This window comes from Mycobacterium sp. 050272, assembly GCF_039023525.1.
Lineage (GTDB): Bacteria > Actinomycetota > Actinomycetes > Mycobacteriales > Mycobacteriaceae > Mycobacterium.
In genome coordinates this window covers 1-17,636 of the sequence record NZ_JBCHKV010000012.1, presented here as the reverse complement: position 1 = coordinate 17,636, position 17,636 = coordinate 1, and the positions used below count along the sequence as shown (strand labels likewise).

13 protein-coding genes and 1 pseudogene are annotated in these 17,636 nt (G+C 63.2%); 2 read left to right on the top strand and 12 right to left on the bottom strand.

All coding sequences use genetic code 11. The annotated features are described in order from the left end of the window. Positions 1-199: 199 nt before the first annotated feature. The 7 genes from AAHS21_RS21135 to AAHS21_RS21105 form a co-directional block, all read right to left on the bottom strand. Positions 200-2,005 carry an AAA family ATPase gene (locus AAHS21_RS21135; RefSeq protein ID WP_342929528.1) on the bottom strand — a complete coding sequence of 602 codons (1,806 nt, stop codon included), beginning with the start codon at positions 2,003-2,005 and terminating at the stop codon, positions 200-202. Further along, positions 2,002-4,158 (bottom strand): hypothetical protein, encoded by a 2,157-nt coding sequence (locus AAHS21_RS21130; protein WP_342929527.1) that lies wholly within the window; start codon positions 4,156-4,158, stop codon positions 2,002-2,004. Before AAHS21_RS21130 ends, AAHS21_RS21135 begins: the two co-directional genes overlap by 4 nt. Continuing rightward, complete coding sequence (locus AAHS21_RS21125; protein WP_342929526.1) at positions 4,155-6,926, bottom strand: ATP-binding protein; 2,772 nt, start codon at positions 6,924-6,926, stop codon at positions 4,155-4,157. The genes AAHS21_RS21130 and AAHS21_RS21125 overlap by 4 nt, the downstream gene beginning before the upstream one ends. Positions 6,927-7,063: 137 nt before the next feature. Further along, on the bottom strand, positions 7,064-7,381 hold the full coding sequence (locus AAHS21_RS21120) for a hypothetical protein (RefSeq protein WP_342929525.1): 318 nt from the start codon (positions 7,379-7,381) through the stop codon (positions 7,064-7,066). A gap of 34 nt (positions 7,382-7,415) precedes the next feature. Beyond that, positions 7,416-8,339: a conjugal transfer protein gene (locus tag AAHS21_RS21115; protein WP_342929524.1), complete on the bottom strand. Its 924-nt coding sequence runs from the start codon at positions 8,337-8,339 to the stop codon at positions 7,416-7,418. Positions 8,340-8,350: 11 nt separating this feature from the next. After that, positions 8,351-9,439, bottom strand: coding sequence for a hypothetical protein (locus tag AAHS21_RS21110; RefSeq protein WP_342929523.1), 1,089 nt, complete (start codon positions 9,437-9,439; stop codon positions 8,351-8,353). Further along, the gene (locus AAHS21_RS21105; RefSeq protein ID WP_342929522.1) at positions 9,436-9,882 is read right to left on the bottom strand and encodes a hypothetical protein; all 447 of its coding nucleotides are present in this window, start codon (positions 9,880-9,882) and stop codon (positions 9,436-9,438) included. The genes AAHS21_RS21110 and AAHS21_RS21105 overlap by 4 nt, the downstream gene beginning before the upstream one ends. A 130-nt stretch (positions 9,883-10,012) precedes the next feature. On the opposite strand from AAHS21_RS21105, the gene AAHS21_RS21100 reads away from it, so the two are divergent. Together AAHS21_RS21100 and AAHS21_RS21095 are read left to right on the top strand one after the other, a co-directional pair. Next, positions 10,013-10,396 carry a helix-turn-helix transcriptional regulator gene (locus AAHS21_RS21100; RefSeq protein WP_342929521.1) on the top strand — a complete coding sequence of 128 codons (384 nt, stop codon included), beginning with the start codon at positions 10,013-10,015 and terminating at the stop codon, positions 10,394-10,396. After that, on the top strand, positions 10,386-11,210 hold the full coding sequence (locus AAHS21_RS21095; RefSeq protein WP_342929520.1) for a hypothetical protein: 825 nt from the start codon (positions 10,386-10,388) through the stop codon (positions 11,208-11,210). The genes AAHS21_RS21100 and AAHS21_RS21095 overlap by 11 nt, the downstream gene beginning before the upstream one ends. A 447-nt stretch (positions 11,211-11,657) precedes the next feature. On the opposite strand, the gene AAHS21_RS21090 is transcribed toward AAHS21_RS21095, so the two are convergent. The 5 genes and pseudogenes from AAHS21_RS21090 to AAHS21_RS21070 form a co-directional block, all read right to left on the bottom strand. Beyond that, the gene (locus AAHS21_RS21090) at positions 11,658-13,082 is read right to left on the bottom strand and encodes a TraM recognition domain-containing protein (protein ID WP_342929519.1); all 1,425 of its coding nucleotides are present in this window, start codon (positions 13,080-13,082) and stop codon (positions 11,658-11,660) included. 81 nt (positions 13,083-13,163) lie between these two features. Then, complete coding sequence (locus tag AAHS21_RS21085) at positions 13,164-13,961, bottom strand: DUF2637 domain-containing protein (RefSeq protein WP_342929518.1); 798 nt, start codon at positions 13,959-13,961, stop codon at positions 13,164-13,166. 65 nt (positions 13,962-14,026) lie between these two features. Next, on the bottom strand, positions 14,027-15,586 hold the full coding sequence (gene eccE / locus AAHS21_RS21080) for a type VII secretion protein EccE (RefSeq protein WP_342929517.1): 1,560 nt from the start codon (positions 15,584-15,586) through the stop codon (positions 14,027-14,029). Continuing rightward, the gene (locus AAHS21_RS21075; RefSeq protein WP_342929516.1) at positions 15,583-17,211 is read right to left on the bottom strand and encodes a S8 family serine peptidase; all 1,629 of its coding nucleotides are present in this window, start codon (positions 17,209-17,211) and stop codon (positions 15,583-15,585) included. Before AAHS21_RS21075 ends, eccE begins: the two co-directional genes overlap by 4 nt. Then, positions 17,208-17,636, bottom strand: a pseudogene (locus AAHS21_RS21070) (hypothetical protein); the annotation flags it as partial. The gene AAHS21_RS21075 and the pseudogene AAHS21_RS21070, both read right to left, overlap by 4 nt.

Below are 17,636 nucleotides of genomic sequence, written 5' to 3'. Positions count from 1 at the left end.
ACCATTTGGTGGACGCAACTCCCCAACAAATTCATCGTAGACGGTGCCCCGTGGCGCTCTATAGGCGTTGCCTTGGGCCCGTAGTTGTCTGCGGCGCTCAGCACGATTCGACACAGCTACAACGTTACTCAGCGCCGGCGCCTACTCACCCCGCCGACTCCTTAATCCGGTTCGGGCATGATAGCGACGGCCAGCAGATTCAAGGCGTGACGAGTTCAAGGGCGGTCAAGACGTCGGTGAGGGCAGCGTCCATGTCTGCCAGCATAATCGTGCTGATGCTGCTCAGGTCTGCCTGGAGCAAGTCCACCGTCGGATCTGCTGCGATGCGGGCTTTGGCTTTACGCAGGGCTTGTTCAATGACGGTTCGGGCGAACCGGCCATTGGCGGCGATATCGATGAGCATGTGGGGATCGCCGGGGCGTGTACTTGGCGTCTTGCATAGCCATTCAGCGTTGCTGCTGAACCGGGAAAGAGCGGCAGGCTCGATGGCGACGTGGAATCGCGCTGCGAATAGCTCAGCAATCTTCACGAGGTCCTCTGCATCGCAGGAGGTGAATTCGAGCTGGAACGGGAATCGTGACCGCATACCCGGGTTAGCGCTCTTAAGCTGATTCATTGGCCGGGCGTAGCCGGCCATGGCGATCATGGTGTCGTGGCGATGGTCCTCGGCGAACTTCATGATGACGTCGAGAGCGATGCGGCCGAAATCACGCTCGTTGTCGGCTACGTAGAGTTCGGGGGCTTCGTCGATGAACAGTGCACAGCCTCTTGCAGATTCCAGGACAGCCGATGTCTTCATTTCGGTGCCACCAATGTGCTCGTGGACAAGATCCTTGCGGGAGGCTTCGATGAATTCTGGTGATTCGAGGATGCCCAGTCCGAAATACATTTCGCAAATGAGCCGTGCGATAGAGGTTTTCGCGGTTCCCGGTGGGCCGACCAGTGTCATGTGGAGGGTGTCGCGTTCACCGATCTGGACGCCGCGCTCGGCCATCTTCTGGTCGTACACCTTGACGAACTTGAGTTCCTTGACGTGCTCTTTGACGCGGCGAAGGCCGATGAATTCGTCGAGTTCGCGTTCGGCGCGCTCGAGCACACGTACAGCTTCTTTGCGTTGTTGGGCCTTGCGCAGGTCGGCCACGCTGGGTCCAGAGTCCGGGTCCCACCGGTTGGACCGGGCTGCGATCACGTCCGCGGTGGTGACGGTGAGGCCGTAGCCCGGGTCATCGAGCGCGGCAGCGGCGTCTGGGCGCAGTTGACCGTCTACGCTGGCGGCGCTGAATTCTTTGCGGGCGGCGGCTTCGTCCCCCAAGGCGCGGTGGCACAAACCGCGATAGAGGGCCGCCTCGGCTAGGAGGTGCGAGGTATCGATGCCGCTCTGGTCGAGCTTGGCTTGTTCGACTTGTGTTGCGACGGAAGTCAAGGTGGCCAGCGCGGCATCGAACTGTCCCAGCCCTGCTTGGGCGATACCTTTGAGTAGCCGTGTGGCGGACTCCACGATTCCACCGCTACTCGATGAGGCCTGCGACGTCCAGGTCAATAAGTCGGGCCAGCGGCGAGTCAGGAAAAACATTGTGGCCCTGACGAATCGGTGTATCGGTGCTTGGCCGGGCTCAACCGTAAGGTCAACTTCGTCGAGAATTTTCTCCGCCGCGTCGTAGTCGCCTTGGCCAATGAGTGTCGCCGCGTAGGCGATGGTGATCCCGGTCGGAGTGTGTGGATAGAGATCAATGAGGAATGGTGTAGACACCGTTGGCGCTAACGCTGAATCTGCCAGGCCAATCCGACGGGTTTCGCGGTGCAACGTCGCGAGCGCCTCATATGCGCCGCGCAAGGTGTTAAGGCCGGCATCGCCGGCGACGGCCAGCCCCATCCATGCATCACACATGCCGGGATCCATGTCGGTGGCCTGGGTGAACGCCTCTCGCGCTGCCGCGTGATCGGCCGCGGCCCCACCGGAGCCCAAGCGGTTAATTCCCATGTCGAAGTAGTCACGGGCACTCACTGGCGATCATCCCTTGCTCGTGGTCGAGGTGGTGACCGAAATTCTACGGCCGCATCTGACGGCTCGATCGGTCGCTGCTGCTCAGATGATGTATCTACCCGCAGGTCGTGGTCGTCATCAGGGGTTGCTGGCGGGGGCGCTTGGTGTCGCCCTCGGCCCTGGGTGGGGCGGCGCGGATGGCTCGGTAGCGCCGGCAACCCATCTGAGGGTGCCATCGGCGACGAGTCGCCTTGACCCTCTCCCCCTGACTGGCCGTTGCTGGCGGCATTGGACGCAGGGTGTTGGCTGTTGTTGGTGCTCGGCCCGCCTTGCTGGGACGTGGGGTCTGAGCCGTTGCGCTGGTGGCGGCGGCGGAGGTGCTGGACGGTCTTTTCCGCGACGACGGCGGGAATCACCAACTCTGGCGCGGCAGCTGCGGCAGCGCCTTCTGCCGCCGTGGCGCCAGCTCCCTCTGCTGCCGCGGCCGCGGCATGTTCACCCACGGTCGCCGCCGCCTCACCGGCCCCTGCCTTTGCTGCTGCCACCCGCGTCGTGGCCCCCGCGCGGGTCGTCGTGGTCTCCTCGTCGCCGCGCACCCGGCTGGGCCGAGGCTTGAGCGCATCAAAACCCGGAGTCGACGTGTTGGCGTTGTCATCGGAACCATCGTCGTCGCCGGTTTCCCCGTCATCGCCGCCGCGACGCATTGCCCGGCGAAACAGGCCGCGCGCTTTGCGTCCGGTCTCGGCGTAATCGTTGTACTCATCGCGCACCGCACCGTTTGTGGAGCGCGACGCCCCACTGATGTGGTGGGCGATCGTGCCCAAACTGTCTGTGTAGAAATGCTTGTCGATGTAATGGAACAAGAAGATGCCGACGACCGAACCCAAGCTCACGAGAAACAGTCGCGGTAGCACGGTGGCGCCGCCATGCCCCAGTTCTGGAGTGGTGAGCACCCACCCCATTCCGACCGCGCTGAGCGCCAAAAATACGGTGAAGATCATCATCTCAACGCCATGCAACAACACCTGCGAGACGCAGCGCATCGCATATTTCTTGCCGCGCGTCCAACCGGTCATGCCGACCATCGCCGCGGGCACCACAACGATGCAGTAGTAGGTGGCTTTGGTGCCGACCAGCAATGTACTCACGCCGACGTACCAGATGAAAAGGCCGATCCAGAACGCCGCGAATAAGAACGCCAGCCCTAGCACGAAGTCGTTGGCGCCCAATTGTTGGGCGTGGGCCAAAGCTTGGGGTGCGCCGCACCCGGCCATCGCGTGCGCCGGTCCAGGTCCTTGGCTGTGTGCGGCCAGCATGGCCTGCGTCCAGGCTTGGCGGCAGGTGCCCACGTCGTCGACGACCATGCCGAAGTTTTGTAGTTGTAGAGCGGGGCGCGCCGTCGATGACACCAGCTGTGCCAGCAGGGCGTCGAGCTGGGTATCCAGCGACTGGCCAGGAGCATACGAACTCTGTCGGGCGTCCTGGGCTATCTGAAAGCCGGTGGCTCGACCCATCCCCAAAAGGCCGTGGTCGCTGACGAGGTCGTCGATGGGGTCACGAAAGACGGTCCACACCAAGGCGGATAGCACCGCTGCGGTGCCCAGCAGGTTGCGGGCCTGGGCCGGCCGACCTTGCTGGTGGTGATACCCCGCTAACACGACACATAGCGCGATGGCCAACGGCCCTAGCCACATCTCGTTGATGAGCGTGTTGACTGCAGCGAAAACGGGACGTCCGATTTGGACAAGAGCAAGCAGCCACGAGCTTGACATTGCAAATCGCAACAGCCACAAGGCCATCCCGATAGCGAACACCACAAGGGCGGCTTCGTTGGTCAACCACCAGGCTGCGGTGCTATGTGAGATCGCGGTTTGGGTGGCGTTGGCGATCCAGGCTCCCCACGATCCGGGGTCGATCGCGCTGACATGCTGGCCGTTGTTCAACGTGGCTTCAGTGGTGTCGACCATCGAGAGGAAGTAGTCAGCGATCGGCACGTTATCCATGTCATGTAGGCCCGTCCAGCCTAGCGCGGCAGCACCCACGGCCGCCGAGGCTTTGGGTGCTGCCACTACCGCCCACAGACACAGCACATAGACACCTGTCATCGCGCCGATCACCCGGCGCAACCGCGGGTGCTCAAGCAGCCAGACTGCGAGGGAATCGCTGGCGGTCATGCGATGCCCGCCGCGGTGCTGTCGAATGCATGTGCCTGTTCTTCGGTCGGTGCGCCGAAGAATTGAACGCGCGCCGGACGTCCTAGCTCGTCGACCAAAAAGCCTTCCCCGAGTCGGGCCCGATCGACCGCCCCGGCCTCGGTGACCGAGCCGGCCCACTCCCCGCGATCAGAGAACACGTCCTCATCGGCGGTGGAGCCAGGACTGGTGTCCTCGCTTAACGCGCTGACAAGCTCGGGATACATTTCTGGATCGATGCGGGCCCACTTGAGCGTTGCGTAGGCGAGTTCAGGGTCTTGGACGCGAAAGATCCATTTTTGCGTAATAAATTCGTCCCCCATACGGGCAAGATCCCTGAAATCCTGTGTGATGAGCCAGATCCCACTTGCGTGCTTGCGGCCACGGCGAGTGAACTTGTGCGCAATGCGCGCCGTGGTGGGGAACGCTAGAAGTTCGGCGCACTCCTCGAAGATCATGACGTCGAATACGTCCAGGCGATCGAACATGTATCGCTGCTCGAGTTCAATGAGCAGGCCATAGATTGCCATGCCGGCGCGCTGGGTTCCCGAGAGCTGTGCGTAGAGATCGGCTTTGGTGAGATCCTCGGTGCCGGGCAAGCCCAGATTGCCTGTGAGGTAGACCGTCGCCGGGGAGTCTTCGGGCCGGTACGGTGGCAAGTGGTCGTCGAAAAGCCCGGGGAAATCCTCTTGGGCGGTTTCGAGGCGTAACAGCAGCTCGTCGTTGTCGGCGCCTGGCTGTGAGCGCAGATAGTCCAGCAGCGCGCGGTGGCTCGTAATCCCCTTGCTGGCCCTGTTTTCCGGCCGCAGCAAGCGTCGGTAGCGCTTGGCGAGGATGCTGTCGTAGGACAGCCCAATCCAGGGAAGGATATGGGCGGCCGCGATACGCCCTGCCAGGTGAGCCGGGAAGATCACCAGCGGGTCATACAGGTACTGCGGCGTGGTCGGGTCGATAAATCGCACACCCTCGATTGGTGTGAGGGCCCGTTTCCATTCAGCGATCGTGTCGGGTTCGAATATGACAGCCCGGCCGCCGCGCAGGATCAGTTCATACGCAGAGAGTTTGGTGCGGTTGGACTTTCCGCCGCCGGGATCCCCGATGACGGCCAGCCCGGTGTTCTTGTTTCGGCGCGCAGTTCCCTCAGGGTCGTGCAGAATGACCGCCGGTCGCATCGTGGTTTGGTCGATGGCCAACGCACTGCCCCTGACATTGCCCACCCGCCCAGAAACCAGCGGCAAAAACAACGACCACTTATGTGCGCTGGTGGGATTGCGAAATTCATCGAGCGGGCACGCATTTTCACTTCCGGTATTGAATGCCTTCCACAGCAACGCCTGGGCGCCGCGGTGGCGTTTGACAGCGATACCGACTGTGTCGAGCTCCTGACGGACCTGTTTGACAGCATCGTCGAGGACCTGCGGTGAGTCAGCCCCGACCGCAATCACCACCGTGTGGTCGAGCTCGCGCTCGGCGGGATTGCCGTTCAGATGAGATGTGTAGGCCCGCGTCCGTGCCAGTTTCCTTGGCAGTTCGTCATTTTCAGCGCCGCGATGTCCGCGCTGACGCATCTGGTCCTTAATGTTTTTGGTGTAGCGGAAATTGCGGGCTTGCGCATCTTCAGGCGTCCGAATGTAGATGTGCTGGGTCCACTCGATACTGGCCTGGGTGTTCACATTGAGCAGCGCATTCAAATACGACGCCCGCGGAAATGCCAACCCGGTCTCGGGGAAGTGCTCGACGGTCAAAAACGTCTGATAGCTCGATGTGCAGGCGGGGTCGTCGGGATCATAGACACGAACCAAAGCCTTGAAACTGGGCCGCCACCATGGCCGCCGGGCATTGTTACCCTCGTCGAAAGCGGTGCTCGGGAAATCGCCGCCACTGAGTGAGGACGGTCCGGTGTTGCTGGGTGGCATCGGCTCGTGGATGACACCGAGCATGGCGCGATGGCGTCGGTACCAATGGATTTGCGCGGGGCTGGCCGCGCGAACGTGGAATTCATCAGGTAAGGCGGCGCAGATCGCGCGGGCGACACCGGCGTAGTGATGGATCGATGCGCTCGAGTCTTTGTCGCGTCCGCTGGCCCAATCCCATGCGCGTCTGCCCTGTCCGAGCGGTGTGCGTCCCGCGGTGCCGGCATCAACAGGCACGGTGAGCCAAAACCGTGGGCGCACGGGCCCGCGGTATCCCGTGGGGACCCATTTGTTGGCTTTGGCGATAATCGGCACCCAATGCTTGCACTGGCCAATCCAGGCCGAGTTTGTAGTGTGCGCACCCACCATGGCCCGCATAATGGCGTTTTGGTCCTCAGCGACCAGCAGCCCGCGCACTTGCGAGCCTGAGGGAAAGTAGCGCCCCAAGTTGCGGGTCAGTCTGGCGGCTCGCCGGTGGACGTCCAGAGAGCGCATATTGACCGACAAGCCATCGATCAAGAACTCGGCATGGACGCCGCCAGCGGTGAAGACCAGATTTCCCTCAACACGTTCGGGCGGGTCAAAACTGGAATCGACGCGGAGCTGCTTGTACGAGCGCCGAGGCTGCGACGTGATCAGGTGAGGCGGGCGAATAGTGTTGCGGAAAAACACGGCCCGTGCCGATAGCGACGGCCGACCTTTGGGCAAGAGTGATCGCATCAGCCCAACGGTCACCACACACAGCACCAGTCCGGCGGCGAGGACAGGAAGAGTGGTTCCGGAGGGCTGGCTGTCTACCCACCACAGGGTGGGTCCTGCTATTGCGGCGATGGCCACCCATTCGATCCCCCGGTAGGGGCCTCCGGGCCATTCCTGGCCGGGAGCGGCCTCCCCCATCTGGATGTCGATGTCACGGATGCCCGACCACGTTTCGGCCTTTTCGACGGGCCGTGGTGGGGCAACCGGGGCTGTGGTCACCATCCGCGGGTATTGGAGTGCCCGACGCTGCCGGGTAGGTGCTCAAATTCCTGATTGCCGCGCTGATAGAGACCCACGATGTGGGCTACGACAACCGCAAGAGCCACGCCGCCAGCGATCGCCGACAATCCCGCGCCTGTGCCGCGTTTCCAATGGTCTCTCATGCCGCGCACGATGCCGCTGCCCAGGAAGTATGTGCCGCCGACTGCGACGATGATGTAGAGCACTTCGTGACTCATGTTGATCACGCCGGCTCCGGCAGCCACATTCGTGCTGTGGGTAGCCAATGCCTGTAACGATGACTGACCAATCATGGTTAATCCCTCTTTCTCTCAACGGAAGTGATGGTTAGTGCGGTGCTAACGCCATCGTGGGAACCGGTGTCGGTGTCGCGTCGGCCAACGCTGGGATTGCGTCGATCTGGGCGACGAACCAGGTGCCCCCCACTGAACGCAGCGTCAGGGAATACGACAGCGATACCAGGGTGTAATCGGTCCTGCGGGCCGAAACATCGATATGCGTGGCTATTTCGCTGTCATCGGTGGGCGCGTCTGGCGGATTGTTGTCGGCCTGCGCAGCGGTTACCGTGGCCGACGAGTAGGATCCGACGGGCGTGATGCCCGAGTCCGTGGTGATAAACCGCTCCAGGCCACCCGAGGCGGTTAAAAACGATGTCGCGAATCCAGACAGCATCGTAAACAGTGGGCTGTTCGTCGCGATGGGCGCTGAGTACCCCAGGGGCACATAGGCGCCCGGAGGGGGCGTATCAACCCTGCTGATCCGGTCGAGAGCCTGAATGCCTTTGTCCTTGTATACCGCCACCGGTAGCTGGTAGAAGGCCGTCGTCGGCGGCGCTGACGGGTAGGGCTGCTCGTCGATTTGCACTTTCACGCTGTAGAGCACGATGTCGGTCGAAAAGGTCTTGCGCTTAGAGGCCCACGCCACTGGGTTCGACACCGTCATCGACGACGTTGTGGGCAATTCGTACTTTTGTCCACCGGGAAAGCAGCGCGTCAAATTCGCAGCGCCCGAAGCAGTTCCGGTGAGTAAGCCTTTCACGCAGTTCACGGCGAAAGCCTTCACGGGATCGGTCTCGTTGATCACATCGCGGGCTAGCGCCGCCACCGGCGGCGGTTCGGGGGGAAAGATGAACCGCCACAGCAAGGCGATACCGTTGATGGAGGAGCTGGCCACAAGAATCACCAGAGCCACCCGGCCGGCGCCGTGACCTAGCACCGTGAGGCGCTTCTTCCATACGTTGCTGATTCGCACCACGTCGTCCCTTATGTCGCTTTGTGCCCAATGACTTTGATGCTCGACACCGCGAACGTTCCGTCGCTGGGATCGGTGTCGTGTCCTGACCCAAAGCCGCTCGGGTCAGGGCCGTTGGTCGGTTGCGGGTCGGTGGCCGGGGAGGGCCCGCCCAGGATCCCGCTAAACGGTCCGCCATCTGGAGCCGATGCGCTGGGCGGTGGGGCGGCCATCGGGCGGCTCGTTTGACGAATAATCACAGTGATTTTCGACGCGCTGATCCCCGGAATCGGTTTGACTGCTTCGCCGTGAACGTTGCCCGTGTCCTGGTCGACGACCGTATGTGCAGTGTCATTGAACTGCCATTGCAGCAACGTGACGACGCGATGCTGTAGCCACGGATCACCGCCGGCCCCTTGGGCCGCAGCGGTATCCCCAGGCACGATACTGACCGCCGTGATCACGTACGCGCGTTCGATTCCAGCAGGCCCGAGCGTGATATAGAGCGGTTGTCCATCGGTGTGACGCACACAGATCCACGGCGTTGGCTTGTCGGGATCGGCGATGGATTTCGCCGATGTTGAGGCGCCCGCCGGGCAGTCGGCTGAGGCGGTAAACGGCAGCGGGTGATCACCGCTATCAGCAGCCGGCGGCGTTGGTGCGGGTGCCATCGGCGGTGCGACGCTCGATTTGACGGCGTGCTGGCGCGGACTCGGCGACGGCGTGTCTGGACCCGAGAGTGTGACGCCTACCGTGGTGATCACCGTTGCCAACACCACGACGGCAGCGAACGCGCCCAGCACCCACGGTGTGTATCTACGTGTCCGCTGTTGCATCTTGTGCTCTAAATCAGCTCGCGCACAGAGGCTTTCGTTCTCCGCCGATTCGGTGTGGTTGTCACCGTCGACGAAGGCCACAGCAGAATGGTCGACACTGTGATCGTCGCTGGCGGGCGCGGCGGCGTTATCGTTGACCGGGCCCTCGTCATCGGGATCTTCATCGGCTGACTCGTCGGCCGAGGCGCTGTCGCGGTCCTCGAGGGCGTCGTGGTCGTGTTCTGCATCGGCGTCCAGATCCACCCCGATCCGACGCAGCCATTGCTGATCAGAAACCGAGCTCACGGCCGCCGCCGGCCCGAACGGTGCCCTGTAGCCCGGCGCGGGGTGAATTTGCGCCGGTGATGATAGGTGGCCGGCAAGCGGTGCACGCGCGGCAGCGCCGTCGCCGACACATTGACATAGCCGTCATCACGGTTAGAGACCAAGCCGGTGTCCTCACCGCGCACCACATACATGCGTTCGCGATGAGCAATCACCGGCGGCAGCACGGGCGATGGCGCCACCTGTGGTGCGGCTTGCAGAGCGGGCCTGCTCCACGCCTGGATGAGACGCTGCTCGTCGGCGGCCCGGCGAGCGCGGTGTGCGCGGATCAGCTTGACCGCGACCCATACGCATCCCACCTCTACCAGCAGTGGCGCGAGTTTGATGAGCAGTTCGACGATCGCCAACATGATCGCAGCGATGACGGTCATCAGCACTGCGACCGTCGCCACAAGCCCCTTCATCGCGGTGTCCTTTCGTCTTCTCGGCGCCGCTGGATCGGATGAGCGCCTATGCACGCAACCGTAAGCGGCAATAGGCGATTTTGTCCACATTGTTAGACGGTAATGGTCGTTTTTAGGTAGCTTTATAGGCGTGAACGCACCCAATGATGGCCCAGCGCGGCTCGACCACTTCGTCTCCGAACGGCTGGCGGTCCTGCACATGTCCCGTGTCGAACTGGCCCGCCGCGGCGGACCCAACCGCTCGACACTGCACAAATCCAGTAACGGCTCGCGCACCATGTCGCTGGCCACGCTGATGCGTCTCGACGAAGCCCTAGGGTGGGCGCCCGGCTCATCAAAGGCGATCCTTGACGGCGGGGTCCCAGCCACACCACCACCCCAAGACACCCACGTACGCACCGTCTTGCACGCCGTCGAAAGCCTTGTCGAGCAATGCCACTCGATCTTGGCCGACGCCCGCCAGCTGCTCACCGAGCTCCTGGCAAGCCGAGAACCAGCCGAGCATGCCCGCTGACATCTTCGACGACCAACGCCGGGCCTGGATCGCTGCACACGCGGGCATATTCGTTTTCCAAAAGCGCCGCGCCGAACTGCTCGCCAAAAAGATTCGCGCCCGCGCACGAAGTCACGTCGGCGCCCGACCCGACCCACACGACGACGTCGTCGCCCTGCCGCTGCCGATGCGCTCCGCCACCTCGGCCAGCGGATCAATTGAAGCCGCACTCGTACTAACTGGTGCGGCCATCGCACCAATCGGCTGGCCCGCAGGCAAAATCGCCTACCAACTCATCATCACACTCATCCCCGAACGGCTTCGCGCCTACCCAATACCAGCACTGCTGTGGGGCGGCGCGCTAGCAGAACTGCCACTGCCCTTCTATGACCAATCCCCAGGGCTCTGGGGCGAGCTGATCATCCCGTGGCTGCTTGCACAACTACCTGCAACCCTGCTCACCGCAGCTGTCTACGGAGTCCTCGAAGGCTGGCTAGCCGTGGAAGGATCCAGCGACTGGTGGCCACTGACACCCGAAGCCGTCGAAGTCGACGACAACCTCATTCTCGGGCCGATACTGCCCATGACCACCGTCTTAGACCCGCCACCTGAACCCGGCCCCGTCCGGCGCATCCCACCATCCCTCCACGCGCGTCGCAGAACCCCACCACCCATCCACTGGGCGCCCATCCTTGGCGGGGCCGCGATCGCCACGGCAATCGCCATCTGGTGTCTCATCAGCGCGATCACCGCACTGCTTGGCCCCACCAACCAACAACTCGACCCGGCCAGCGCACAAACACTTTCGATGACGGAACGACGGCTGCTGCCGTAGCTACTATCGACGTGACCGAGCCAGGAAAACGCGCAGCGCCGCCCGACAACTAACAGCAGTCCGTCTCGCTACGACGCCAGCCCACCGCGCCACGGCTCTCCGCCACGAAATCCCCGCTCAACCACCCCGAGCGGTGTTGGATAGCGGTAATCCGGGGAACGCCACCCCGGCGCGGCACGAGCAGATGCGAGGAACGAATGCCTGGGCAATGGCTTATTGACGCGACAGCCTCTCTGGGCGATCTGCAAGAAGAAGCTCGCCGGCCCGGGTGAACCCTGAAGCGGCGATCCGCGCACCAACACCGACCACGACGAAACCGGACGGGGACAACTGGGATTTACCTTCAGTGGCGGCGAATAATACTGCGGCACCTGCAATCTCGTCAATCAACGCCACATAGGGCACCCGTCCGGCCCACACCGAACCGTTGAACCAGTGCCGGCCCCTTCAGCGCCCCGAAAACGGCGACTGTGCCTTCTTGATTCGGCGCTGTACCGCTTCGTCGAATAGGGCCACGAATTCTGTCCAGTCCGGGATATGGACTCGCTCGCCGGCAGTACCGCGTTGCAAAAGCTGTGCTTCTTCGCGGTTTTGGGGAAGCAGTTCCTGCCAACCGATCGCCTGGCCAAATTGCGAGGATTGGCCACGGCTCCCACCTGTGGGCTCGTAGGCTTCGGTGCGCCGGGTTGTCTCTCCCAGCCAATGTGAGGCCTGCTCGAGTAGATGGCGCTCGTGAGCTCCGTACATGATCAGCGTGCCTGGGAACATATCTCGCAGGGCGTCAGCATATTTGGGTCCGAACACGACGTCGAAGTGTGACGATGCCTGCACGGTTGCCAAGATGTTGACACCCAGTCCCGCTGACTCCCCGACGTAGGTCAGCAGATCCGGCAACGGGCAGGAGTTACATACCTCGTCGAGTTCGAGCAGCAGCCGATGAGTCAGCTCGTGGTTCGCTGTTTTGCGGCGGAAATGCCGGACGATCGAGTCGATCAGAGCTACCGCGGCGCCGGCGACCGAGCCGGTGTTGGGGGCGATCACAAAAAGTGTGGCGTCGGGCTCATCAAGCATGCGGACGTCAAATGACTCCACGCTGATGCGATCGACCGCACTCAAGTAGGGTGCTCCCTCGTCGGCGCTCAAACCCAACCGCAGCCAAGGTGTTACGGCCTTGGAGACGGTGATCTTGATGCTGTCACGCAGCCGCGAGTCCATTCCGGCGATCACGGCGTACAGCGGCGCCGCAAGTTTCGGTTGCTCGCAAAGCCCGTAGGCGGTCAGCCACGACGGACGACCCAGCTCGGGGATAGGTTGGTCGCCCTCGCTCTCGTCCGAGCCGTCGTCGATACCGAAATCTTGCACGGCATCAAGTACCCAGGGCATTCCCAAGCTGTTGCCCAACGGGCTGGCCGCGTAGAGCAGACATGCCAACGGCGGCGCAGCCTGAGATTCCCAAAGTCCGCCCGCGGCAACGGCGTTACCACCAGCTCCACTAAAGCCCACGCCCGAGGTCGCCAGCATGGTCTCCGCCACCGTCAATGCTTCATGGGCGCTCGTGATCGTGCGGGTGGGGTCGGTGACCATACGCCTAACCCCCGCGGGCCAGACCTCGGTGCGCTCAGGGCGCAGATCGATCACGCCGGTGATCCCCAGGTTACGCCGCGTCAAAACAAGCTCTGCCAGGTCGGGTTTCGACGACACCAAGACTTCGGGCCCCGGATGCACGAGCGCCGCCGGGGCCAAAATCCTGCGCGTCTTGCCCGTACGTGTCGGCGCGCTCACCAGGATGTGCGGTGGTGTTGCCGCGCGCACGGCAACGTTGTCGCGATTGTAGGTGAGTCCGCAGTACGGGCTATACGGTTCGTTGGCCACCACGCCATCATCGGCGTGAGCGGAATCAAACGTCTACCAAAGCAGCAACATTCGCCGTCACCAGAGCCGCAACCCGCTGGATTAGACCGCTGTTGAGTGCAGCCCTGTCGCTAGAATCCGGTTCACCGTCGTGTGGTGCAGCTTGAGTTCCTCGGAGATTTCGCCGGGTCGTTGTCCGTCAGCGTAACGGCGCAGCACATCATCAATGACCTCTGGGGGCTGCTTGGTTCTTTTGGACGCCATGACCGTGCGCACGGCGCGGTCATGACGCTCGCGCGTGGGCGCAGCAGAATCCGATCTGGGAACCGATGACAGCGATTGCGCCGCCTCGATCGGCCGCGGGGCGCTATCACGCTCGCCCGCTGAGGCCTCACTATGTGGCAGCGCCACCTGCTCGTCCTCGTCGCAGGCCGCCGCTTGCGAGCGGCTGTGGAGGAGACGGGCCAGGACCACCAGCGCGACGGTGGCCTGGGCGGTGGTGACATCAATAATCAGTGGCCACAACCATGCCAGGCTCGGACGGATACCGCACCGAACAGCCAAGCTGCATAACGCATCAAACGACAGGCGAAATGCACCCGCACCCAGTAGCAGTGTCATGATGAGCACCAACCAGAAGGTCGGCGTCGAGCGCCGGTGCACCTTGATCAGCAGTGACAGGCCCTCCGTGGAAGCAAGCAACACCAGAGGTGGGGCCGTTGCTACCGCGGCCGCCAGTGCAGGCGCGATGTGGTCGGCCTGCATGATCGCGTGCAACGCGTTGCCTGCGATCGAGGCCGCGCTTGCACCTATCAACACCACCCAAAAGAAACGCATTGCACGACGATGGATTCGCAGCTCGGTGTCGGTAATAACGTCACCAGCGCTCTGGAAAGCCATACCCGCAATCGTGCACCGCCGCCCCGATATCCGTCTACCAAGACCAGCCACATTGCGGTGATCGACTACCGCAGATAGGCATCCTCGCTGCGGAATGTCACAGGCCTCAGCGTGGTACGAAAGCGCTGTGTTTTCACGGTGATTCGCTCGCCACGCTGTTCGATACGGATATCGGGGGCAGCACTGGCGGGCACATCGCCGACGGTGATCGATGTGCGCGCCGGCGGATAGTTGTTCCCGCGGCCGTTGTGTACCAACATCGTTGGAGGTCGAGGCGGCTGGGCTGCCATGTCGCGCGTCGTCCAGATCCGCGGGGACGCCGACGCCATTGTCCAACGCCCCGTGGGGTCGTACACGGCGACCTGTTCGCCTGCTGCGGCGGCCCGCCGAATCAGCCGTTTGATCGTCTGGTCATCATCGGCCTGCACAACGATTCGGGTGGGGGCCGCGGGATCTGACATCGGCATCAGCAGCATAGCGTCACGCAATTCACCCAGCAGCACACCCGATGCGCCCGCGACGACTGCCGTGTTGAGTTCGGCAGTTACCGGTGTGGATGGCAAGCTCAGTCGCCGACGCCCAGGCAGAGTCAACGCCAACGCTTGCCACTGCCGGCCGGCCATCGAATTCAGCACCAGCCGCGGCGAGCTGGCAAGCGGCTGCACGGTGGTCAGCCGAACCAGGGCCGAAGCCCGCACACCGGTAGGGTCGCTGCGCAACGCGATCACTAACGTTGTGTGGTCGCTCTGGTAGGCCCACACGTCGTCGAGTTCGGCAGAGCGCACATCTTCAGCGCTGAAGAAATACGCCGTGACATAGGCTTTCCCGCCGCGCTGCAGATTTGTCCAGCGGTCCTGGTAAGACGCTGTCGCGTTCTCGGGCCCGCCCAGGCTGGTCGCAACCGCGTCGTTCATCTGTTCTGCGGTCAAAAGCCGTGCACGACAATTCGCTTGGCACAGCGCTCTGGTGATGCGCTGGGAAGCAGCGACCGCCGCCCCGATCGTGTCACGCCGCCACAACAGTGCAGGCAGTATCCGCTCACTGTGCGTATCGAAGCGGACTACCAACGTAACGCTGCGCTGCCCGGCCGCCGGCAGACCCCGCAGCGCCGCCTCATACAGCTCGGCATAGTTGTCTCTGGCGGTGCGGCTGCCCTCGCAGACGATGTCGACGTCAACGCTCAATCCGCACCGCTGCATCTCGTGTGCAATCACGCTGATCGGCACCGTATTAAGCGTTTTGGTGTGATCGGCATGCAGTAGCGTGGGGATGTAGGCCTTGCCCAGCACCGAGATCATCGTGCACACGGTGTGCCCGTCGATGACCACCCCCACCTTGTGCTCGCCGACCGTGTATTCGTCGAGGGTGACGTCAACCGGTTGAAGCAGCCGCAGCTTACGCACCCGACGACGCGTCCAGGACATGACCCGCCACACCCACTGCCACACCGTGCGCCCACGGAAGGTCACGACACAGATCAGCAATGCCAGTGCGGCCCCGGCGGCCACCGCGACCGGCCACGAATCCAGCGTGGTGCTCAGCGCCAGCGCAACCACACCAGCGACCACTTCGCCAGTAACCACGGTGCGAGACGCGACACGGGCCGAAACAAACCGCTGCCTCATATCTGCTCCCTGCGGCGCGAGACCGTCAGGCCCACAGCCAGTCCCATTACACTGACGACGGCCACACCGGTGATGGCCATTGCGACCCAGCGCGGACGTGCATCGCGTGGCGGGGGCGGGGCCGGCACCTTCAAATGGCCGCGCTGAATCCCGGGGGCAAACGTGTCTCCCGGCGGCACATCCCAGGTCAGCGCCGCAACCGGATCCACTGTCCCATAACCGACCACGTTGTCACGTCCACCGGCCGGAGGGTGCGCAGTGGCCTCTAACCGGTGGATCACTTGATGCGCGGTCAGATTGGGAAACTTGGCGCGCACCAAAGCCGCCACTCCCCCAACGAACGCCGAGCTAAACGAGCTACCAGCAATCGGGTGCAACTTGTCCTCATCGACCGAACCGTTGATCACCTGCCCGCTCGTCGACAGCCCCACGATGTCGGCTCCCGGTGCGGCCAGTCCCACCCACGGGCCGTGCAACGAGGCGGCGTCGCCACTGGCGGGAACACCGGTCGAATCGGTAGCAGACACCGCCAACACATAGTCGCTAAACCATGCCGGCGTGGCGATAGTCTTCACTGCCGCCCATCCTCGAGTGGGATCACTTGGCAGTGCGTCCGGGTTTTGCCCATTGCAACCTTGGGCATGAACATTGCCCGCCGCGGTCACGATGACCACGTCGCGGTCGACCGCGGCATAACGCACCGCGTCGGCCAAAGCGCTTTGGTCCTGCGGCTTGGTCGTCGAAATGCACGACACCACACTGATATTGATCACTTTAACGCCCAGATTGGCCGCGTGCACGATCGCGCGTGCCAACGAATTGATGTCACCGGCGCGGCGAACATCCTCAGGATTGTCGGACACGCCGGGATCAACCAGGCCGAAGGTTTGTGCGGTCTGGCGTATTGACAGCAGCACCGCATCCGGGGCGATACCAATCAGGCTGTCTGGACCACCGCCCGGTGGGGGTTCTAGCGGCACCGGCCCGCGCCCAGCTCCGAAAGTGGCCGGAGGCGGCGGCATACCCGCCCAGGACGGCTGGTCAGGCGGAGGCGGTGGCGGTGGTGGCGGGGCCACCGTTTGGGTCACCGTGACCGTCGGAGGCGGAGCTGGCGGTGGAATCGGGCGCGGCGGAGGAGCCCCGGCAGGCGGGGCCGCAGGCACCGCCCAAGCCGGCTTGGGGACCAGGGCGGGCCCGGAGGGCGCCGCCCCAATCAGTGAGGCCACCACTGTGCCGTGCCCGTCACAATCCGCCAAACCATCCCCGAACGGACCCATCACATAGTCCCCACCAGATACCAAGTGCGGCAACCGAGGTTGTGCAGCCACACCGGTATCGATTACCCCGACAACCACGCCAACGCCGGTGGATTCTTTCCAGGCCTCTGGCATATTCATCAGCTGAAGCGCTGCCGGCAACTCGCGCAAATCGCTGCCGGGCAGCACGCCGGTGGTTGTGCACGCCGCAATCTGGCGCATCGGCTGATCCGGCCCCGGAACAGGATCGGGCGGGGGCAGCCCAGGGGGCACTACCGGGGGATCAATCGCGCCAGCCACGCCGCCAGATACGGCCACCAGTGCAGCGGCGAGCCCGATAGCGCCCAGCGTGCTCACGGCTTTGATCATGACCCGTGCACCGCGTTTCGCACCACCCACAGCAGGTTCAGCAACCAAATCGCCCATGGCGCAACGAAAATCAGAAGAATGTACTCGCTGACCTCGACCGCGCGGTTTACCGGTGCGCTGATGCGCGCTTTAGGTACTACCAGCACCCCAAACAGTCCCAGTCCTCCCAAAATCAGTGCTGCAGCAACGCATACCAGCGTCACAGCAGGCGATGCCGGGTTGGGTGCGCTTGCGTATCGACCGATCACAACCGCGACCGCAACGACTGCGCCCACGGCCAGTGTCACCGATTGAGTGCGATCGACAAACGAGCGGGCCCGCAGCAGAAAGATTGAAACGCCCTGGAAATCCCGGAGGCTCCTGACCTTGGAAACGAGGATGCAGGTATGCCGAAGGAACAGTTGCCGGGGAAGCCCACGGCGCGT